19 protein-coding genes are annotated in these 20,023 nt (G+C 36.9%); 9 read left to right on the top strand and 10 right to left on the bottom strand.

Annotated elements, in window-relative coordinates; all coding sequences use genetic code 11:
* Nucleotides 1–7: 7 nt before the first annotated feature.
* The gene (locus AC3QLY_RS01490; RefSeq protein WP_492990371.1) at nt 8–2,422 is read right to left on the bottom strand and encodes a zinc-dependent metalloprotease; all 2,415 of its coding nucleotides are present in this window, start codon (nt 2,420–2,422) and stop codon (nt 8–10) included.
* 236 nt (nt 2,423–2,658) lie between these two features.
* Entirely contained in the window at nt 2,659–3,099 is a 441-nt protein-coding gene (locus AC3QLY_RS01485) for a hypothetical protein (protein WP_492990369.1), read from the bottom strand.
* A 425-nt stretch (nt 3,100–3,524) separates the two neighbouring features.
* Here AC3QLY_RS01485 and AC3QLY_RS01480 point away from each other — a divergent pair, with 425 nt between their 5' ends.
* From AC3QLY_RS01480 to AC3QLY_RS01465, 4 genes are all read left to right on the top strand, one after another.
* A complete protein-coding gene (locus tag AC3QLY_RS01480; RefSeq protein WP_492991276.1) occupies nt 3,525–3,764 on the top strand; it encodes a DUF2071 domain-containing protein in 240 nt (79 codons plus the stop codon).
* Nucleotides 3,712–3,984 (top strand): hypothetical protein, encoded by a 273-nt coding sequence (locus AC3QLY_RS01475; protein ID WP_492990367.1) that lies wholly within the window; start codon nt 3,712–3,714, stop codon nt 3,982–3,984. Before AC3QLY_RS01480 ends, AC3QLY_RS01475 begins: the two co-directional genes overlap by 53 nt.
* A 325-nt stretch (nt 3,985–4,309) precedes the next feature.
* Nucleotides 4,310–4,669 (top strand): CoA-binding protein, encoded by a 360-nt coding sequence (locus tag AC3QLY_RS01470; protein WP_074420557.1) that lies wholly within the window; start codon nt 4,310–4,312, stop codon nt 4,667–4,669.
* A 68-nt stretch (nt 4,670–4,737) separates the two neighbouring features.
* The gene (locus tag AC3QLY_RS01465; RefSeq protein WP_492990365.1) at nt 4,738–5,916 is read left to right on the top strand and encodes a hypothetical protein; all 1,179 of its coding nucleotides are present in this window, start codon (nt 4,738–4,740) and stop codon (nt 5,914–5,916) included.
* Nucleotides 5,917–5,950: 34 nt separating this feature from the next.
* Here the strand turns inward: AC3QLY_RS01465 and AC3QLY_RS01460 are convergent, their stop codons facing one another.
* Together AC3QLY_RS01460 and AC3QLY_RS01455 are read right to left on the bottom strand one after the other, a co-directional pair.
* Nucleotides 5,951–7,213, bottom strand: a complete 1,263-nt coding sequence (locus AC3QLY_RS01460; protein ID WP_492990363.1) for a DUF1501 domain-containing protein — start codon at nt 7,211–7,213, stop codon at nt 5,951–5,953.
* A gap of 10 nt (nt 7,214–7,223) precedes the next feature.
* Nucleotides 7,224–9,113 (bottom strand): DUF1800 domain-containing protein, encoded by a 1,890-nt coding sequence (locus AC3QLY_RS01455; protein WP_492990361.1) that lies wholly within the window; start codon nt 9,111–9,113, stop codon nt 7,224–7,226.
* A 161-nt stretch (nt 9,114–9,274) separates the two neighbouring features.
* Between AC3QLY_RS01455 and AC3QLY_RS01450 the strand changes: the two genes are divergently transcribed.
* Nucleotides 9,275–11,074 carry a DNA polymerase III subunit gamma/tau gene (locus AC3QLY_RS01450; RefSeq protein WP_492990359.1) on the top strand — a complete coding sequence of 600 codons (1,800 nt, stop codon included), beginning with the start codon at nt 9,275–9,277 and terminating at the stop codon, nt 11,072–11,074.
* A gap of 236 nt (nt 11,075–11,310) precedes the next feature.
* On the opposite strand, the gene AC3QLY_RS01445 is transcribed toward AC3QLY_RS01450, so the two are convergent.
* The 3 genes from AC3QLY_RS01445 to AC3QLY_RS01435 all read right to left on the bottom strand — a co-directional run bounded on the left by AC3QLY_RS01445 (nt 11,311) and on the right by AC3QLY_RS01435 (nt 12,970).
* On the bottom strand, nt 11,311–11,658 hold the full coding sequence (locus AC3QLY_RS01445) for a translation initiation factor (RefSeq protein WP_492990357.1): 348 nt from the start codon (nt 11,656–11,658) through the stop codon (nt 11,311–11,313).
* Nucleotides 11,655–12,512, bottom strand: a complete 858-nt coding sequence (gene nadC, locus AC3QLY_RS01440; protein WP_492990355.1) for a carboxylating nicotinate-nucleotide diphosphorylase — start codon at nt 12,510–12,512, stop codon at nt 11,655–11,657. Before nadC ends, AC3QLY_RS01445 begins: the two co-directional genes overlap by 4 nt.
* A gap of 77 nt (nt 12,513–12,589) precedes the next feature.
* Nucleotides 12,590–12,970 carry a DUF4783 domain-containing protein gene (locus AC3QLY_RS01435; RefSeq protein ID WP_492990353.1) on the bottom strand — a complete coding sequence of 127 codons (381 nt, stop codon included), beginning with the start codon at nt 12,968–12,970 and terminating at the stop codon, nt 12,590–12,592.
* A gap of 112 nt (nt 12,971–13,082) precedes the next feature.
* Here AC3QLY_RS01435 and gpmI point away from each other — a divergent pair, with 112 nt between their 5' ends.
* The 3 genes from gpmI (at nt 13,083) to yihA (ending at nt 15,983) form a co-directional block, all read left to right on the top strand.
* Nucleotides 13,083–14,603, top strand: coding sequence for a 2,3-bisphosphoglycerate-independent phosphoglycerate mutase (gpmI, locus tag AC3QLY_RS01430; RefSeq protein ID WP_492990351.1), 1,521 nt, complete (start codon nt 13,083–13,085; stop codon nt 14,601–14,603).
* Nucleotides 14,604–14,761: 158 nt separating this feature from the next.
* On the top strand, nt 14,762–15,265 hold the full coding sequence (locus tag AC3QLY_RS01425) for a heme-binding domain-containing protein (protein WP_492990349.1): 504 nt from the start codon (nt 14,762–14,764) through the stop codon (nt 15,263–15,265).
* Between the two features lie 76 nt (nt 15,266–15,341).
* Nucleotides 15,342–15,983, top strand: a complete 642-nt coding sequence (gene yihA / locus AC3QLY_RS01420; RefSeq protein ID WP_492990347.1) for a ribosome biogenesis GTP-binding protein YihA/YsxC — start codon at nt 15,342–15,344, stop codon at nt 15,981–15,983.
* Nucleotides 15,984–16,071: 88 nt separating this feature from the next.
* On the opposite strand, the gene AC3QLY_RS01415 is transcribed toward yihA, so the two are convergent.
* From AC3QLY_RS01415 to AC3QLY_RS01405, 3 genes are all read right to left on the bottom strand, one after another.
* Entirely contained in the window at nt 16,072–16,545 is a 474-nt protein-coding gene (locus AC3QLY_RS01415) for a ribonuclease H-like YkuK family protein (RefSeq protein ID WP_218330555.1), read from the bottom strand.
* Nucleotides 16,546–16,662: 117 nt separating this feature from the next.
* Entirely contained in the window at nt 16,663–18,384 is a 1,722-nt protein-coding gene (locus AC3QLY_RS01410; protein ID WP_218330554.1) for a L,D-transpeptidase family protein, read from the bottom strand.
* Between the two features lie 8 nt (nt 18,385–18,392).
* On the bottom strand, nt 18,393–19,094 hold the full coding sequence (locus AC3QLY_RS01405; RefSeq protein WP_068247562.1) for an RsmE family RNA methyltransferase: 702 nt from the start codon (nt 19,092–19,094) through the stop codon (nt 18,393–18,395).
* Between the two features lie 263 nt (nt 19,095–19,357).
* Between AC3QLY_RS01405 and AC3QLY_RS01400 the strand changes: the two genes are divergently transcribed.
* The gene (locus AC3QLY_RS01400; RefSeq protein ID WP_074421325.1) at nt 19,358–20,023 is read left to right on the top strand and encodes a porin family protein; all 666 of its coding nucleotides are present in this window, start codon (nt 19,358–19,360) and stop codon (nt 20,021–20,023) included.

Raw genomic sequence — 20,023 nt, 5'->3', positions numbered from 1 at the left:
AATAATCTTACTCCCAACTACAACCAATAGGGGCACCTGGTGGCGGTTCAATGGGTTGTGGCAGTTGCATTTTTTCAGGATGTTCTATTCGTTCAACTGCATAGCTGTAGTGTGCTGCTAAGCTTGGCCTCGCTACAATTTGCCTGGCAGCCCATTTTTTTAAATCGGTTAACCTTTTGTAACAAATGGCTTTTACCGCATAATTGGCTTTTTTATCCTGATACAAATTCAGTAGCCAGCTAATTACCTGTTGTTGTGTTTGCAGTTGTATCTGTAGAGCCAAATCTTTTGATAAGGGTTCCTTCCAAGTTTTTTCTATAATGGCATCCAATACATCATCCCAACCCAGCGTATGCGCAATAGCTTTGTTTTCTACCAATCTATTGGCACGTTCGGGGTTGAATAAAAAACCCATCTCAAAATTTACCAGGGCTTCTGCAGCCGATAATGCATCAAACGCCGGCGCAGTTCTTTTCTCAAATAACTCACCCACATTGTAATACATGGGCGGACGCGGGGGTATTAATTGAATAATTTGATTAGATAGCGTTAATACATTGGGCGATAAGCATTGCAATGCGCCATTCAATGCTTTTTGTTGCACTTCCATTGGTAATATATCCGGTTTTTGTTGTAACGCATCACCTCTAACTGAATAACTGTAATTCATTCCGCCAATTAATTTACAAACGGCTTCTAACTGATAACGATGAAAATTGTACAAGGGCACCAATACATCTTCTAATTTAGCCAAAGGTGTTCCAACGGTTATGGCTTGCTGTGAAAAGTTGTCAAGTGCTTTTGCTCTAACTTTCAACAATGTATTCAATTCATCAACCGCATCTTTTCCATTATCCCATAAATGTGCATAAGGGTGCATTCCTCCGGTAGCACGGGCATCCATGTCGGCAATAAATAAAATACCATCTTTTGTATTCTTCTTTAAAATACTATCTAATGCCCAAGGTTCGTTTGTTCCGGGTTTAAATTGGGCATATCCATAAGTAATGGCCCTTTTATCCCATTCACCAATGCCATTGGTATACGCGGTTGAAAAATCAATTTCATTGTTATTGTTTACAAAAACATCGGGATGCGGATAATCCATTACAGAAGCGCGGTTGTTGTAGCTGGAAGCGTAATTGTGTTGTAAGCCCAAAGTATGCCCTACTTCATGTGCGGCCAATTGCCGTAAACGCTGCAGGGCTGTGGCTTGCATAACAGAGGAAACGGGTTGTGTGGTTGAAAAAGGTGAAAGCAATGCAGTATAAATTAAATAATCCTGCCGAACACGCAAAGAACCTAAGGTTACCTGTCCTTTTATAATTTCTCCGGTTCTGGGGTCTGTAATAGAAGCGCCATAGCTCCAGCCTCGAGTAGAGCGATGTACCCAATTAATGACATTGTAACGAATATCCATCGGATCAGCCGAATCGGGTAATACTTTTACTTGGAATGCGTTTTTAAAACCAGCGGCTTCAAAGGCTTCATTCCACCAAGAAGCACCCTCAATTAATGCGGAACGGATGGGTTCCGGTGTTCCATTATCTACATAATAAATAATGGGGTTTACCGGTTCGCTGATTGCCTGATTGGGATATTTTTTGATGAGCCGGTGCCTGTTAATAAACATTTGTTGAATTTGTTCAGAAAAGGGACTACTAAAATCGTAATAACTCGTTCCAAAATAGCCGCTGCGAATATCGTAGCGCCTTGGTGTATAACCATGATCGGGTAATTGTACAAATGAATGGTGCATTCTAACGGTAATAGCCTCTTTCGATGGTGTAACTGAGGTAATCATTTTTCCTGCATCATCACCACCGGTAAATGTAATGGTAGCTTCTAATTCAGTATTCAGCGGAAAATTTTTTGTGTTGGGTAAGTAAATGGCCGATCGGCTTTCATTAAACTGATAAGTGCCCTGCTTCATTTCTTTTATTTTAGCAGCAACACCTTGTGCATCGCGTAATAAGAATGGGGTTACATCAATTAAATATTGATTGCCATCCTGTGCTGCAATATCAAAACTGCCTAAGACAGATTGTGCAAACGATTCTGCAACAGCTCGTTGCTCATTTTTATCATTACTTGTTGCCCTGTAAGCCTCATTGGATTGTATGAGTAATAATTTTTTTCCTGCTTTGGTGAAAGATACAATTCTTGAATTGCCAATCAGCCCTCGGTCAAAGCCCAAATCATTGGAACCAATGCCTGCAGGTAAACTGTTTACATATAAAAATTGTGTTTCAGATTTATCAACCAGCATCCATATTTTTCCGGTTGCATCATCCCACCAAAAAGGGAAGAACCCATTATAGGCTTTCATGTGCGCTGTTTTGGCCCCGATGGTACCATTGTTTTGTGCAGAGGCCTGTTGTATACAACAGCATAACAGAAATATGCTAATTATTTTATTCATGGCAGTTGCTTTCTTTGTGAATTAAAGATATTGAATAAGCTCATTGAAAAGTAAATCGATTGATGGATGGCTATATCATTGATATGAGAATATTTGTTTGGTTAATGTATGTTAATTTTTAATATTATAATCTATGAAACCCCAACGGTACTTATTTTCAGGTTTATGTTACAATAAAAAAGCCGTCTACCATTTAAGGAGAAGGCTTACTGATTTTTGAATTGCAATGTTTAGAATTAAGCGCCGGCACTGTGCGTGTTATTTTCGCTCGCTTCTGTATGGCTTACTTCTACCATTGGCATTGCCATTTCCTGAACTACTGTAGGTGCTGCAACAGGAGCAGTAGCTTTTTTTACTGACTTTTTAGGAGCGGCTTTCTTCATCGCTTTTTTGGGAGTAGCTTTCTTAACAACCTTTTTAAAAGCAGCTTTTTTTACTGACTTTTTAGGTGCTGCTTTTTTAGCAACTGCTTTTTTAGGAGCGGCTTTCTTCACCGCTTTTTTGGGAGTAGCTTTCTTAACAACCTTTTTAAGTGCAGCTTTTTTTACTGACTTTTTAGGTGCTGCTTTTTTAGCAACTACTTTTTTAGGAGCAGCTTTTTTTAGTGCCTTTTTGGGGGTTGCCTTTTTAGCAACTGCTTTTTTGGGCGCTATCTTTTTTTTGCTTGCTTTTGCCATAATAGGTGTGTTTGTGTAATGGTGAAATAATTTGATACGAAAGTTAAATAATATCTTTTATAAAATTGCATTCTTTCTATAAAAAGAGATAAATATTTTTATTATTGTCCGGCAAAATTTAACTTAAAAATAGCTGTAATCCTTTGCTGTAAAGAATTACAGGCTAAAAAATGGTTGTTTCAAAATTGGAGGGAGTACCCCATCTTTTCAAATCGGCTGAAATATGCTTCTGTAAAGGGTTTGAACCATTATTTTGCAATTTTTGTCGGACATCAATAAAATATTTTATTCTTTTTCTTTAAAATGAAACAGGATTCAAGGTGTGTTCATCTTTTTTTCTGCAGTATTCAACCTCAGGTGTTGCATTCTGTTATAGTAATTATGATTGAAAGTGAAAGCATTTTTTAAGTACAGAATAGAAGTACCTGATTTTTTGTAACTATATTGTTTCACCTGAAATTTTAATACCGCATGTACCGCCCGGTACTAAATTGGATTATTTTGAAGGAAATACCTATGTAAGTTTAGTGGGCTTTTATTTAACAAATACTGCTTTAAAAGGTATATCCATCTCTTTTTATCGGCAATTCGAAGAATTTAACCTGCGTTTTTATGTTCGTTTTAAAAAAGGGAATAACCTGGAAGAGCAGAGTAGTATTCATTAATGAAATTGTTCCTAAAAGAATGATTACTTGTGTTGCCCGATTAATGTACAGCAAACATTACTATTACCTCCTAATGCGACACACCATACAAATTAATGATAAAAACATACTGATTCGCTATAAATGGAAACTTGCAAATGAATGGAATGGAATACATGTAAATGTTGAAGCGACGCCCTATTGGTCTTTTCCGAATTTTAAATCAATTTTTATTATATAAAACTGTTATGTGTATGCCAAACGAGCCACCTAGGTTACATCTGCTTATCAGGTAAGGCACCATCCTGCTAAATTTTTAACATTTATTGCAATGCAGCGGCATTGTGCGGAGCAGCTTTTACACCGGTTTTATCGCTAGCATCGCAATCTGTATTTCTGGCCGAAGGTTCTTCGGTAAAAATTATAACCGGCAGTTACTACGATTTTAATATGCTTTCATTGAGAATTAGTTCTGGTAATTGCTGCGTATTGTTTATCAGATATACTGTATTATGGCTTAGATGGCAACCTTACTGTAACTTTGCAGTTCATTAATTTTATAGGGTATGAAAAAAACGGTGGTAATAGGTGCTTCTGAAAATCCGGCAAGGTATAGTTATCTGGCAGTTGATCGGCTTACACAGCATGGTCACCCGGTAATAGCCATTGGTAATAAGCCGGGGCATATTGGTGCGGTGCCCATTATTACAACACATCCTGCAGAAAGCAATGTAGATACGGTAACGCTTTATGTTAATCCGGCTATTCAAACAGTTTTATACGATTATATTTTTTCTCTACATCCCAAACGCATTATTTTTAATCCAGGTGCAGAAAATCCGGAATTATGCCAAATGGCAAAAGAAAAAAACATTCAATGTTTAGAGGCTTGTACATTGGTGTTGCTATCTACAAATCAATATTAAATTGGTTTTATTTTTTAAACAGCTTTGTAATGAACTATATTCGTTTGTGATAGAAACAGGTAATTCTTATGCAAATAAAGCAAGTACAAAAAGGAGCAGACATAAAAGCGTTTTTAGAAGTGAATGTGGCCATGAATGCCGGTAATCCGAATTATATACAGCCCCTCAATCATGAAGTAGAGGCAGTATTTAATCAGCAGAAAAATAAATTGTTTAAATATGGTACCATTCAACGTTGGATTTTACTGGATGATGATGGTACAGCCATAGGCAGAATTGCTGCATTTACCAATACCAAATATGTAAACAAAGGAACCGATTTTGCTACTGGTGGAATTGGTTTTTTTGATTGTATTGATAATCAGAAAGCTGCAAATTTTTTATTTGACACCGCTAAGAACTGGCTACAACAACAAGGGATGATGGCGATGGATGGCCCCATTAATTTTGGCGACAGAAACAAATGGTGGGGTTTACTGGTGGAAGGATTTGATAAAGAACCGGTGTATGGTTTAAGTTTTAATCCGGCTTATTATCAAAAATTATTTGAGGATTATGGTTTTCAAAATTATTATAATCAGTATTATTATGCCATGAATGTGGATGATCCGCTTCCGGCAAGATTTGCTGAAAGACATGCAAAGTTTAAAGCAAAAAAAGGATACGAGGCCAGCCATGCAAATTTGAATGAATTGGAGAAATATGCTGCAGATTTTACCGAAGTGTACAATCAGGCCTGGGCACAACACGGCGAAGCAAAAGAAATTACCAAGGATCAGGTATTAAAATTGTTTCAAAGTATGAAGCCTATTATGGATCCACGGATGGTATGGTTTGCATATTACAATAATGAGCCCATTGCCATGTTTATTAATATTCCGGATGTGAACCAGTATTTTAAATTTTTTAAAGGAAAATTTGGATGGTGGCAAAAACTGCAATTATTGTGGATGAAAAAACGCGGTACCTGTAAAAAATTAACCGGACTGGCGTTTGGTGTTATACCCAAATACCAGGCATTGGGCATTGATAGTTTTTTAATTTATGAAAGTGCTTTGCTGGTGCAGGGAAAAGGCTGGTATGAAAGTTACGAAATGGGGTGGGCAGGCGACTGGAATCCTAAAATGATTAATATCTACAAAAGCTTAGGCGCTGTACAAAGTCGCCGCCTGATTACGTATCGCTATATTTTTGATACCAATCAGTATCCATTTGAAAGGCATCCGCCTATGGAATATAAACAATAAGCCGTTGCATTGCTTATACTTTTTTAGATGTGCATTAACTGTAACGCATAATGGGTATACCGTTACCATCCCATTCAGGAAATAAAATATTGTTTTGATGAATGTTTAAGTGTGTATTGGCTACTGCACTAAATACACTTCTAAAGTCGGTTGATACGGGTAAATCACGTTGGTCTTCCAAATCTTCTTTGGCCAAACTTTTAATTTGGTGGTAAACTTTTCCGCCCTGCACATCATTCCCCAAAACAAAAAGGCAACTTGCTCTGCCATGATCGGTTCCGCCGGTACCATTCTGATGTACTGTTCGGCCAAATTCAGTCATGGTCATAAGGGTTACTTCCTCCTGATAGGCGGCAATATCTTCCCAAAAGGCTGCAATGCTATCACTAAAATCTTTCAGATTTCGGCCTAAAATTCCATTTTCAGTTCCCTGATTTACATGGGTATCCCAACCACCGCTTTCAGCAAAAGCCACTTCTAATCCTGCATCCATTTTTATCAAAACAGCTATTTGTTTTAAAGCATTCCCTAATGCTGAGTTAGGATAAACAATACCGGTTTTGGGCGAATATTGTTTCAGGTTATTTACATTTAACATCTTCATGGCTTCAAAACTTTCTTTTCCGGTTTTCTGTAACAATTCCGAATTTGTATTATCGTACAATGCTTCAAATGAATGTGCAGCCAATTTACCGGCTAATGGTTTGCCCTGCATTTGAATGGCAAAATCGTTTAAATTACTAATAGCCAATGCTTCATTACTGCCATAAAAACTTCTGGGTAAGGCACTCGTTATACTTACGGCACTAAACGGGCTAGCAGGTTTTCCCATTAAACCAATGGCTCTGTTTAACCAGCCGCTCTCTGTTCCTTTGTTAAAAGGTGTACCACTTTCCATAAAATCCTGTGCATCAAAATGACTGCGGGTGGGATTTGGGCTGCCTACGCCATGTGCAATGGCTAATTGTTTATTTTGGAATAAAGGCACAAAGGCTTGTAAGGATGGGTGTAAGGCAAAATAACCATCTAAGTCTATCATACTGCCTTCGGTTTTAGCCGGACTCATATATAATGTTGGCCGCATCATTTTTAAATTAGGATCTGCATAAGGGCTAACAGCCATTAATCCATCCATTGCCCCCCGCTGAAAAATGCACACCAGTGTTTTTCTTTTTTGAAAGGGTTTGATGAATTTGTTGCCAGCTGTGGCGGCTTTGGCAATAAAGTTGGGAACACCGCCAATACCTGCTACAAATAAGGCCAATGCCCCATTGCGCATAAATATTCTTCTATCCATAAATATTTTTTTATTTTCTTTGAAATTCTGGTGATCCTATAATAATACCTACTACCTGATTTAAGGAGGGTGCATTATTGGTTGTTTTAATTTCTTGTACAGTTATTGTTTGTAATAAATGGTAAGACTCCATTTCTTTAACATGTTCATTATTGTTGTTGGGTTGTTGTTGAGCTGCCTGTTCTACTTTGTTGTTCAGGTTTGCATCATGAATTAAAGCAGCAATTCGTTGGATATTTTGTGTATTATCCCTGGCCGGTAACAATATGGCACTAAAGGTTTGTAAAGCATCATCAACACTTTCAGGTTCGTGGTTGTTGTTTAATGCAGCCAGGTTTACTGTAATGCCGGAAATTTTTTGTGATGCGAAAGCTAATCCAAAATTCATTCTGCTTAATAATGATCCGGTGTTAATCCAATAGTCGGCTCTGTCCGGAAATCCGGTAGGGGCCTGATAATAATAAAATTTTTGTCCCATTTTATTGCACCAGTAAAAAATTTGATAAGGCATGTTTACTTGTGCATTCGTAGCTCTAATGGTACTAATGGCTAGTTCAAAAGGCGATTTGATTTTGGCTCTTTGATTGTTTGGGTTCCAAAATTCAGGACTATTTACCATAGTAATTAAAACGCTTTTTATATTGCCATTGGTTTTTAAAAAAGTCTGCGCCATTTTTTGGATTAAAGCTGTAGAAGGTGTATCGCTTACAAAATGTTTTGCCAGTGCTGTTGTTATAAATTTTGCAGTAGTGGGTTGGTGTGCCAGCATTTCCAAAGCAGTAATGCCTTCCTGATAACCTCCATTAGCCGGGAAGTTTTTTCCTAAAAAAGTTTTGGGTGTATCATCGTGTTTATTTGGCCGGAACAAAAAACCATTCTGTATAACAAAGCCGCGTTTTTCCAATTGTTCCGGTGAAGACTTTTCCATGAGCTGATAGGCTGGTCCATTTTTAAACATAGGATACAATCCCCATCCTGTCAGTATTTTGGCTAAAGTTGTTACATCTTGTTGCGTATAACCACCATCCACACCCATGGTATGCAATTCCATTACTTCTCTTGCATAGTTTTCATTTAATCCCTGCGAAGCACGGTTCTTCAATACTGTATTGAAATTGTTTGGTGTTTTGGCCATGTATTCAAACCGTTTTTCCTCCATCTGATTATTGTTGCTAACGCTACGAGCATTGTCTAAATAGGTTAACATGGCCGGATGCTGCGCTGTAGCCAGCAATAAGGCATCAAAATTATCAAGTATATGTGGTCGTATGGCATCGCGTTCATAAGCCAAAACATAAGGAGCACAATTGGGTTTGGTGAGCGATACGTTAAAATGATTGAACCAAAAATCAGTTAATATTTCCTGCAACTGGTTATTGCTATATGCGGCTCTGATAATTTTTTGTATAATTAATTGCCTTTCTAACTCAGCAATGGGTTTATAGCCCTGTTGCTGCATAAAAGCTTTTAGTTTTTCGCGGTAAGCTTGTTTACTGAAGGAAGTGTTCCCGTTTTCAATCACTCCCATCTTTCTTGCCAATGCCACTACTTCACCATTATTGGGGTAGGTGTTTGCCATTTCTTCTAATGAAAGATTGACAGCATCAAGATGTAAAGCCTGCAATCGGTTTGCTAAGGCAGCATCATTTTCATTTCCCTCCAATTGTCTGTAAAACCAGTTTTCAATGCCTTCTTTTACAACCGCATCAACTTGGCCCGGCGTTGGACCAAATGTAAATCTGTTCAGCAAATAGGCAGCAGCCTGTTCTTTCGTAAAACCCATTTGCAGGTAGGGAAATTTTTTAGGCGGGTGTGGATGGCCTGCATATATAAAACCGGAAATGCCAACCAATATTACTGTAACTATGAATAAAAAACCTAATTTTTTATGCCGCATCATCTGTTGTTTGTTCCTTCAGATGGATTTTAATGCTGCCGGTTTAAAAAAATAATTATTTTATTGTGTTTTTCGGTGAAATCGGGTGTAAGAAGGGTTAATTTTTGCACATAACTTTTTTCTCTTGCCCCGATTGAAATTGCATTTGTTATCTTGCAATTTGTATGGAAAATTTTATTGTTTCGGCACGTAAGTATCGCCCACAAAATTTTAATATGGTTGTGGGCCAAAAACATATTACTACCACTTTAAAAAATGCAATTAAAAACAATCAGATAGCGCATTCTTTTTTGTTTTGTGGCCCAAGAGGAGTAGGTAAAACCACTTGTGCACGTATTATGGCCAAAACCATTAACTGTACCAATCCAACCCCTGAAGGAGAGGCTTGTAATACCTGTACCAGTTGTGTTTCTTTTGACGCAGGTAATTCAATGAACATTCATGAATTAGATGCGGCCAGTAATAATTCGGTGGAAGATATCAGGAATCTGGTTGATCAGGTTCGTTTTGCACCGCAGGCAGGCAAATACAAAGTATATATTGTAGATGAGGTACATATGTTAAGTACCAGTGCTTTCAATGCTTTTTTAAAAACGCTGGAAGAGCCACCTTCTTATGCCATTTTTATTCTGGCTACAACCGAAAAACATAAAATTTTACCCACCATTCTTTCCCGTTGCCAGATATTCGATTTTAAACGAATCACCATTATGGATACTGTGGAACATTTAGAAGAAATTATTGAAAAAGAAAATATATCTGCCGAGAAAACTGCTCTTCAACTCATTGCTCAAAAAAGTGAAGGATGTATGCGGGATGCTTTGAGTATTCTGGACAAAATTGTAAGTTTTACCAATGGGGTGTTAACTTATCAAAACACGGTAGAACATCTTAATATTTTAGATGATGATTACTATTTTAAACTCTTAGATGCCTTATACAAACAGGATATGGCCGGCGCCATGCTGTTGTATGAAGAAATTAACCAAAAAGGTTTTGAGGGCGATTTGGTGCTGAATGGCTTTGCTTCTTTCATGAGAAACTTATTGCTGTGTAAAGATGCCCGTGCTGCAGTATTATTAGATGTGTTGGAAGGAAGGCAGGAACAGTATGCTGCTACAGCCAATGCAGTAGATGCTTCTTATTTAATTAGTGCCTTAAATATTTTGAATGAAGCAGAAATACAGTTTAAAATGGCCCGTAATAAAAGGCTGCATGTGGAGTTGTGCCTCATTAAACTCAGCTTTTTGCAACAAGCCATACAACTATTTGCTGAACAAGGTTCGGTTGTAAAAAAAAAAATAACGGATAGGCCTTTTGCATTGCAGCAAAAAACCATTCCGCAATACCATCCTCCAAAATCAACAAATGCATCCGCTGCAAAATTAATGATTGAGCAAGAGCGTCCTGCTACAACTGTTGCCACGCGGTTACCGCAATCGGTTGTTCAGGAGCCTAAAACTACTGCTGAAAAAAAGATTCTCAAGCAAACACTACAAACAGATAATAAAAAAAATCTCTTAGATATTTTAAGGGCTAAAGTAAAAGAAGATGTTGAAGTATTGCAGGTGCAGGAAGCAGAAGATTTGCAGATAGAAAAATTAAAAGCCTGCTGGAATGATTTTTGTGAAAAGCTGCAACAAGATGGCGGAAAACCTGCTACCGTTGGAACCTTAAAAATGGCAAAATTAGAAGTGATAGATGAGGTGTGCTTTTCTGTAACCGTTCAGGCTTTAACGCAACAAAAATTTATTGAACAGGAAAAAATGCAGCTAACCGATTTTATTCAGCAGGCATTCCATAACAGAGGCATTCGTTTTCATATTTTGGTAGAAAACACGATTCCTGATGAAGTACCTGATCAACTCTCGTTGAACAGTAAGCAACGCTTTGAGAAAATGGCTGAAAAATATCCCTTATTAAAAGAGTTGAAAGAGCGTTTAAGGTTGGACTTGCATTTATAATACAATGAACGTTAAATTAATTCACTGGAATATTACCAGTGGTTAAAAACGAAACTACTGTTATGCAAACCATAGCAATAACAGCTAATAACATAATAAATTTTGCCTTGCATATACCCTCATCGTTTTTATGATGTACGGCTTTATACAAAACAGCAATGCCATCAAACAATGCAAAGAATGCTGCTGCAAAAGAATTTCATAAAAATAGTATATATCACCTGTTGCATTCATTATCATCCGCCTGCTTTTTTAGAAAGTTGATAGCTGTATTTATGCAACCATTGCAATATTTTATCGCGCTGGTCGCCCTGAATAATGATTTCTGCATCTTTTACACTGCCACCTGTGCCACAATATTGTTTCAGTTGTTTGCCTAATAAAGTACAATCATCCTCTGTTCCAATAAAACCTTTTATGATGGTAACAGTTTTACCGCCCCGGTGCCTGGTATCTAAATGTATGGTTAGTTTTTGTTTTTCCGGCGGCAGTGTTGCTTTCGTTTCATTGTTGTGTACAAATTCAAACTGCGGATCTGTACTGTATACAAAACCTCTTATATCTGTTTTGTTTTTTTTGTTCATAACAACATTGCTTTTAAACTTAAATCCACACTTTTAGCCTGGTGAATTAATCCGCCAACACTAATATAATCCACTCCTGTAGCCGCATAACTTTCTATATTCTCTAAATGAATACCACCACTGGCTTCAGTTTCAAATTGCTGTTGAATGATGTGTAATGCTTCAGCAATTTGAATAGGGGTAAAATTATCTAATAATATTCTAAAAATTTTACCTTTCCCTACTTTACAAATTGTGGCTACATCGTTTACATTTCGAGCTTCTATCTCAATTTTTAAATGCGGATGTTGTTGTACATATTGCCAAGAGCGGTTAATGGCATTTTCAATTCCTCCGGCATAATCAATATGATTGTCTTTCAACATCAGCATATCAAATAAACCAAACCGGTGGTTGGTACCGCCACCAATACGCACTGCTTCTTTTTCCAATAATCTGAAATTAGGTGTGGTTTTTCTTGTATCTAATAATTGCGTATGATAGTGCTTTATTTTTTCTGCAAATGCATGTGTAAGTGTAGCAATTCCACTCATCCGTTGCATACAATTCAAAACTAATCTTTCACATGATAAAATAGTGCGTACTGATGCGTTTACTTCAAATGCTCTATCACCGGGTAGCATAGAGGTGCCATCTTCTTTAAAAATTTCAAATTCGGATTCAGGTTCAACAAAATGAAAAATTTTTTGTGCCACTGCCACCCCGGCTAAAATACCTGCTTCCTTAATTTTTAAAACGGCTTTACCCTTAGCATCTTTTGCAATACACGAAAGTGTTGTATGATCTCCATCACCAATATCTTCTTTTAATGCTTCTATTATTAAATGGTTTAATCTTTCTTCAAAATTTATCATGTTGGCAATATAATATGTTTCATAAAAAAAGCCCTCGAAAATTAAGAGAGCTTTATATGAATGGTTTTAGAAAAGCTTTAATTTATTCGGACGGATATAATTTGGTGATGCCCATCTTTGTTTCTTAATAACAATGTAATATTATATCCCCTGTTTTTCCCATTTAGTTTTCCGGCCATGTACATAGTGGTGCCGGCTTCCCGTTGTGAAGTAAGTTCAAAACCTTGAATGCCGACATCATTAAAAAATGTTCTTAATGCAATCCCTGCCTGATTTTTCCCTATGTTTTTTACTTCTTCTTTACCGGGTAAGGTTAAATCTATATAACTGTCAAAATAACCGGATACACTTTCTGCATTGGCGCTCTTCAGGGCATTCACAATTTCCGATACATCACTCTGGTAGGTAAAAGAAGCCATAACAACTCCTAAACCCATTAACAATAAAAGTTTTTTCATAACACTGAATTTATAATATAGCCTACACTAAAAACATGCCAAATAAAATGTTTTCCGAAAGTTAAAGTTAGGGGTAGGAAGGTGAAATAACAAATTGAGTACCTTTGTGGCTATGAGCAAGAAAGCAATACTAATTATTATGGATGGATGGGGGCTCGGAAAGAATAAACATGCCGATGCCATTCAACAGGCCAATGTGCCATTTGTAACCTCCTTGTACAACCAATATCCGCATACAACTTTAATAACCTGTGGTGAAGCAGTAGGGTTGCCCGATGGACAAATGGGCAATAGTGAAGTAGGGCATCTTAATTTAGGAGCCGGCCGTATTGTTTATCAGGAATTACAGCGTATAAATGTAGCCATTCGCGATGGATCATTTGCCAAAAATGCACACCTGCAGGCAGCTATTTTAAAAGCCAAAAATATACAAAAACCTTTGCATTTGCTGGGTTTGGTAAGCGATGGCGGTGTGCATAGCCACATCAGTCATTTAAAAGCAATATGCAATGTTTGTAAAGAAAACGGATTAAAAGAAGTATATATTCATGCATTTACTGATGGGCGCGACTGTGACCCGAAAAGCGGTTTAGGCTTTATGCAAGACCTGCAACAATTTTTAAAAACCAGCGTAGGTAAAATTGCTACCGTTAGCGGAAGGTATTATGCCATGGATAGAGATAAACGTTGGGAGCGTATTCAATTAGCTTACAGTGCCATGGTAATGGGTAGAGGCAATACGGCTAACAGTGCAGTTCAAGCCATCGAACAATCTTATGCTGATGATATTACTGATGAATTTATTAAACCCACAGTAATTTTTGAAAATGATAAACCGGTGGCAACTATTCAGGATGGTGATGTGGCCATCTGTTTTAATTTTAGAACGGATCGATGCCGCGAAATTACCGATGTATTGACCCAAAACGATCATCCAGACTTTAACATGCATGCTTTGAAAATTGATTATACTACCATGACGGAGTATGACAAAACCTTTCATAATGTACATATTATTTTTGAAAATGATAATCTGAACAATACTTTGGGCGAAGTATTGGCTGCTGCCGGAAAGAAACAAATCAGAATTGCTGAAACTGAAAAATATCCGCATGTTACTTTCTTTTTCAGTGGGGGAAGGGAAGTTCCCTTTGAGGGCGAATCACGTATTATGGTACCCTCGCCCAAAGTGGCCACTTACGATTTAAAACCTGAAATGAGTGCAGTTGAATTAACAGATAAACTCATTCCTGAAATAGAAAAAGGTGATACCGATTTTATTTGTTTGAATTATGCCAATGCAGATATGGTGGGACATACCGGGGTACTCTCTGCCGTAATTAAAGCAGTAGAAACAGTAGATGCCTGCGTAAAAAGGGTAGTAGAAGCTGCATTAAAACAAGATTATATTATTTTTCTTACCGCCGATCATGGTAATGCCGATAACATGATTAATGAGGATGGAACGCCGAATACACAACATTCTTTAAATCTGGTTCCACTGTTTGTAATAGATAATAACTGGCATGGAAATTTGCATCCCGGTAAGTTGGGTGATATTGCTCCAACCATTTTAAAAATGATGCAATTACCTATTCCCAAAGAAATGACAGGCAATATTTTGATTGATTAAAGGGAATACTTATTTTTAGCAAAGCAATGATAATGCTGCACCTTTTGATTTTAGCGTGCAGCATTGTTTTATAAAATTGCTTGAAGGAAGATGAGTTGAATGATAAAATGGTCGGGATGATTCAATGATTTTAAACCTTATCTATAAAAATACGACACATGAAAAAAATTATACTTCGATTTATCCTGGTTTTGTTAGGCATATTTATCATTATTCAATTTATTCGCCCGGCTAAAAACCAGTCAGTGGAAATACTGACTGCTGATATTAAATTGCATTATCCAGTTTCACAAAATGTAGAAGCAATTCTTTCAAAGGCTTGTTATGATTGTCATTCCAATAATACCCGTTACCCTTGGTATAACAATATTCAACCGGTAGCCTGGTTTTTAGATGACCATGTAAAATCCGGAAAACGGCATTTAAATTTTAGTGATTTTACTTCAATGCAAGTGGCTAAACAATATAAACGATTGGAAGATTGTAAAGAACAAATTAAAGAAGGAGAAATGCCCTTAGAATCATATACGCTCATTCATCGTGATGCAATTTTAACGGATGCTGAAAAAGAAACCCTGTATAATTGGTTTGATGCGGTTCGCGATTCTATTAAAGCACACTACCCTGCGGATAGTTTGGTAATGCCCAAACGTAAAAAATAATACAACCATTTCATATCTTCATAAATTGGACTTACAGTTTTATAACTGTTGGCCTTTTTTTATTGTATTTTGCAGCATGATTATTCATACAGCAAAATATCTTATTTCTTCTCCTTCATTCGATAAGTGTCCACCGGCCGATAAACCGGAATATGCATTTATTGGCCGAAGTAATGTAGGTAAATCTTCCCTAATCAATATGCTTACCGGACAAAAAAGCCTAGCCAAAACATCGGCAACACCCGGCAAAACACAACTGATTAACCATTTTTTAGTGGAAAGCAGTACCAGACAAAAGCAAAGGCAGCAATGGTATGTGGTTGATTTGCCGGGGTATGGTTATGCAAAACGCTCACAAACCGATAGAAGGCGATGGGAGCAGATGATTGAAAATTATTTGCGAAAACGGCCTAATTTATTGCAGGTAATGGTGTTGATAGATAGCAGGCATGCACCACAAAAAAATGATCTTGAATTTGTGAATCAGTTAGACAAATGGGAAGTGCCTTTTAGCCTTATTTTTACAAAGGCCGATAAAGAAAAACCGGGTGTAGTTTCCAGAAACGTGCAATTGTTTATAGATACTTTAAAGTCAACCTGGCAATTTTTGCCACAGGTTTTTATAACCAGTGCCGAGAAGAAAACCGGCAGAGAAGAAGTACTACTTTTTATTGAACAAAATAATTTAAGAGCTGCAGAGAATGAGATGATTAGATAGAATAGGTAATTTTTGTAAAGTAAAGCGGTGCATTTGCCACAACAACTTTTATAGTTGCTGAAAACAAATTTGTAGTAAAGGATGAATATTAATTCACCACTTTGTCGGCACAACAACTACTGGCAAAGGCTTCGGGTTTGGCTTTAAATGCAAAGCCCATTCCGAGAATGTAACCCATTGCTTCTTTTAAAGCATCATTACTTTTAAAACCGGGATTGGTATTAATGTCTGCATGTACTTCCATTTCAACATCCCAGGCAATAAACAAATCGCAAAGCTCATAAGCCACTTCAATACTTTTGGCTACTTCCTGTAACATGCGCTCTTTGATGTGAAATTTCTGCTTGGTTTTTTCATTGTGGATGTACATAAAACCACCGTTGTGTTCCCTTAAAAAAACAATTACAGTTGCAAACTCGGTATCTTCTCCTTTTACCTGGCTGTCGGTACCAATGCATACTTTTAACCGCGTGCCGTTTGCTCTTTCTTTTTTAATGGCTTCTTCCACCGCTTTTTTGATGGGAAGATGGATGTTTTCTCCATTGAATTTTCTCCAATGCATAAAAATTAAGTTTTTTGAAATTACGGTTTTTTATATTCCAAAACCATTAATTTATTATTAACTGCACATTTTATGCATTGGGTGTCAGGAAAAAAGAGCAATTAAAAGGCCGAAATTTTATTTTTTTTCCTGTTTCATAAAAAGCTTCTCTTTCATTCTGGCATCATGGCCATAAATATCTTTTCTAAAGTTTAATTGCCCATCGGCATCTACCCAGGCAGTAAAATAAACAATATAAACAGGTATCGGTTGGGGTAAGCTTACCCATTTTTCCTTGCTTAAATGCATCAGGCTGTCAATTACTTTATTCGTATAAACACTCGCCGTATCTGCACTTAATAAATATTGTGCAAATTTTTTAGGATTACTGATGCGGATACAACCATGACTAAATGTGCGTGTTGTGGCATCAAATAATTCATGGTTGGGGGTATCGTGTAAGTAAATATCGAAATTGTTGGGAAATAAAAACTTCACCAAACCCAATGAGTTTCCGGGTCCTGGTTTTTGCCGAACAATGGGTAATCCATTGCTGGTACCGGTTATTTCCATATTGTTTTTTGCCAGATAGTTGGGATCTTTTTTCATACCCGGCAAAATTTCTTTTTGTACAATACTGGGTGGTACATTCCAATAAGGGCTAAAAACAATGTATTTCAATTTTCCATTAAAAATAACGGTATTGTTGGTGGTTTTTCCTACAATAACATTCATGTTAAACAATGTTTTCCCATCATGATAAACATGCAATTTGTATTCGGGAATGTTTACAATAATGTAATCACTGTCACTATCTGCTGGCATCCATCTGATGCGTTCTAAGTTTACCAAAATTTGCCTGATGCGTTCGGCAATGGGCACATTTAATTGTTCTATCATGTTCTTCCCAATTACGCCATCTTCTAACAATCCCATTCTTTTTTGAAAATGTTTTACGGCTATCAGTAGGCTGCTGTCAAACAAATTGGTAGAATCGTTATGAGATAAATCGCCGAGTAAAAACAAGCGGTACTTAATTGTTGGTATAATTTCATTTGCCTGGTAAAGTTTCAATAATTTAGAAGGGCAGGGAATGCTATCTGTAGGATAGTTTTTTTGTAAGCTGATATATTTTTCCAAAAATGATTCTAATTGGTTGTATTGATTGTTCAGCGGAATATAAGGTGCTGCATTTTTATATTTAATGGTGGAATCTAACAAAGCAGTTAAGTCAACTTTTTTTCTCGGTATAAACCATCCAAGTGTGGTTGCATCAATATCGCTGCCTTTGTACGTTTGTGCAGCATAAGCAAAAAACTGTCCGGTTAACAGTAATTCTGTATTCAAAATATTTTGTCTGGAAACCTTGTTTTTGTGTTGTAATATTTCATTATAACTGGTTACAAGTTTTTTATTGTACAGACTACTGTCTTGTAAATGGGTAATACTGTTATTTAGCAGGTTCATAAAATTAGCAGCCTGCTCTGCCACGCTGGTACTGTCGAACCAGGCATATTCAAAATTTCTTTGTTTATAAAAATCGTTGTATTGGGTTGTAAATTTTTGTAAGTCAGGATTCGTATCTAAAAAAGCCTGCAGGTGCATGCTGTCGAAAAACAAATTGTTGTACGAAGTATGGTAGGTAATTGAAGTATCGCGTAATACTTCTTTTGTTTTGCCTGAATGGCAGGAGGTGTTGAAGCAACAAATGCTGAATAGCATTGCAATAGCGCTTAACCGGCAGATTAATTTTGTATTTGAAATTTGTTGAGGTTTTTTTATGATGAACAAGCGGTAGGGTTTCAATAGTTTGAGAAAGTTCTGTTTGTTCAATAAAAATAAGGAGTAGATTTTATGCATAATTTCAATTAGTTCAAAATAGATAATGTTGCGGCCACTATTCCTGCGGTTTCGGTTCTTAGCCGGGTGGTACCTAAAGTAATGGGTATAAATTGCTGTTGTATGGCTTGTGCTACTTCTTCTTCAGTAAAATCGCCTTCGGGGCCAATTAAAATACATATTTCTTTTTCCGAATGAAATTTTTGGATGGTTTGTTTATGCCCTTCGTGGCAATGCGCAATTAGTTTGCAACTATTTTTTTGTTGTGATAAAACGCTGTAAACGGTAGTGGGTTGCTGTAAAACCGGCAGCCGAGTTTGTTTACTTTGCAACATAGCCGCAATGGTAATTTGTTGCATTCTTTCGTATCTAAAATGTTGTTTTTCGGTTCGTTTGCAGAGCAGGGGAATAATTTCATAAACACCCAGTTCAGTTGCTTTTTCTAAAAACCATTCAAATCGTCCTGCATTTTTTAATAAGGAAAGGCCAATTGAAATTTTTCTTTCAGGTTGGGGGTGTTGTACCTGCTCAGTAATGGTAACCAGTGTTTGTTTTTTATCGGTTTCTGATATAGTGGCTTTACAAAGTAAGCCATTGCCATTGGTAAGTAATAAGCCATCACCTGGTTTCATGCGAAGTACCTGTGCACTGTGTTTATGTGTTTCTGCACTTAAGCGGATAGTTTGATGCTTATTTGGAAGCACCTGCTCAAAGAAATAAGGCAAATCCATGCTATATAGGTTGAAGAAAAAATTAAATTTTGATAAAAATAGATGTTATTTACGATGCAGGCAATACCATTTATCAATGATTTTTTTGGTATGAAATAAGGCGCCGGCACTTATGGTTACGCAATTTTGCGAATCAAATTTCTTTAAAAAAGTTGTACTTCTTGCTTTTAATATTTGAAAATATGGGCAACTGTTAACATTTTTTTACGCATAACTTCGCAGCCTTTGATGTTCTTTTGCACTCTATTAATAAATAAAAATTTATGAGGAAATTCTTTTTAATTATCTTTTGCCTATGTACAACCGCATCATTTGCCCAATTAAAATTAGGGGTAGAAGTTGGGTATAATACCAGTGGATTCATTGATCAAGGAAGTGATATTCAGTATTTTAATCTTTCCCGAATCCCTACATTTCAGGCTGGTATTGTTGCTGAACAAACATTGAATAAACATTTTTCTGCCAGCTCGGGTTTAATCTTCTTTCAGAAAGGTGGCAGGAAAGACAAAACTGTTTTTGCTACTACGGGTGCCAGTACTACCTCTAAGTTTAATTATATACAAATTCCCTTGAATTTACAATATAGTATTCCACTCAACAAAACACTGAAGGCTCTGGTTGGTGCTGGTTTTTATGGTGCAGTAGGCATTTCAGGTACAGAAAAAGGTACAGATGAAGAGATTTCAGGTAATACTACTGTTGTAAATAATAAAGTAAAATTCTCTAATAATCCTTATTATACATCGGGCACAACTTATGTAAAGCCGCTTGATTTTGGGTATGATGTGTTGGTTGGTTTGGCATACCATCAATTTGAGTTCAAAGCCACCTTAACCAATGGGTTTGGCAATATATACCCAACAGGAAGCACCCGCTTTGCCAATAGTGTAATTGGTTTTACTGTGGCTTATCTGGTACCTTGGAAATAA

The sequence above is a fragment of the Hydrotalea sp. GW822-HT8A01 genome (assembly GCF_058798575.1).
The sequence above is the reverse complement of the archived record's forward strand: the minus strand, read 5'-3'. Positions and strand labels throughout refer to the sequence as shown.

What these genes read in the sequence shown, in the direction of transcription:
- AC3QLY_RS01465 (WP_492990365.1), top strand. Translation starts at nt 4,738, where the DNA reads ATGCAAATAAAGCAAGTACAAAAAGGAGCAGACATAAAAGCGTTTTTA.
- AC3QLY_RS01450 (WP_492990359.1), top strand. Translation starts at nt 9,275, where the DNA reads ATGGAAAATTTTATTGTTTCGGCACGTAAGTATCGCCCACAAAATTTT.
- AC3QLY_RS01485 (WP_492990369.1), bottom strand. Translation starts at nt 3,099, where the DNA reads ATGGCAAAAGCAAGCAAAAAAAAGATAGCGCCCAAAAAAGCAGTTGCT.
- nadC (WP_492990355.1), bottom strand. Translation starts at nt 12,512, where the DNA reads ATGATAAATTTTGAAGAAAGATTAAACCATTTAATAATAGAAGCATTA.
- AC3QLY_RS01405 (WP_068247562.1), bottom strand. Translation starts at nt 19,094, where the DNA reads ATGGATTTGCCTTATTTCTTTGAGCAGGTGCTTCCAAATAAGCATCAA.
- yihA (WP_492990347.1), top strand. Translation starts at nt 15,342, where the DNA reads ATGATTATTCATACAGCAAAATATCTTATTTCTTCTCCTTCATTCGAT.
- AC3QLY_RS01435 (WP_492990353.1), bottom strand. Translation starts at nt 12,970, where the DNA reads ATGAAAAAACTTTTATTGTTAATGGGTTTAGGAGTTGTTATGGCTTCT.
- AC3QLY_RS01490 (WP_492990371.1), bottom strand. Translation starts at nt 2,422, where the DNA reads ATGAATAAAATAATTAGCATATTTCTGTTATGCTGTTGTATACAACAG.
- AC3QLY_RS01475 (WP_492990367.1), top strand. Translation starts at nt 3,712, where the DNA reads ATGTTCGTTTTAAAAAAGGGAATAACCTGGAAGAGCAGAGTAGTATTC.
- AC3QLY_RS01410 (WP_218330554.1), bottom strand. Translation starts at nt 18,384, where the DNA reads ATGCATAAAATCTACTCCTTATTTTTATTGAACAAACAGAACTTTCTC.
- AC3QLY_RS01400 (WP_074421325.1), top strand. Translation starts at nt 19,358, where the DNA reads ATGAGGAAATTCTTTTTAATTATCTTTTGCCTATGTACAACCGCATCA.
- AC3QLY_RS01415 (WP_218330555.1), bottom strand. Translation starts at nt 16,545, where the DNA reads ATGCATTGGAGAAAATTCAATGGAGAAAACATCCATCTTCCCATCAAA.
- AC3QLY_RS01460 (WP_492990363.1), bottom strand. Translation starts at nt 7,213, where the DNA reads ATGGATAGAAGAATATTTATGCGCAATGGGGCATTGGCCTTATTTGTA.
- gpmI (WP_492990351.1), top strand. Translation starts at nt 13,083, where the DNA reads ATGAGCAAGAAAGCAATACTAATTATTATGGATGGATGGGGGCTCGGA.
- AC3QLY_RS01445 (WP_492990357.1), bottom strand. Translation starts at nt 11,658, where the DNA reads ATGAACAAAAAAAACAAAACAGATATAAGAGGTTTTGTATACAGTACA.
- AC3QLY_RS01425 (WP_492990349.1), top strand. Translation starts at nt 14,762, where the DNA reads ATGAAAAAAATTATACTTCGATTTATCCTGGTTTTGTTAGGCATATTT.
- AC3QLY_RS01455 (WP_492990361.1), bottom strand. Translation starts at nt 9,113, where the DNA reads ATGATGCGGCATAAAAAATTAGGTTTTTTATTCATAGTTACAGTAATA.
- AC3QLY_RS01470 (WP_074420557.1), top strand. Translation starts at nt 4,310, where the DNA reads ATGAAAAAAACGGTGGTAATAGGTGCTTCTGAAAATCCGGCAAGGTAT.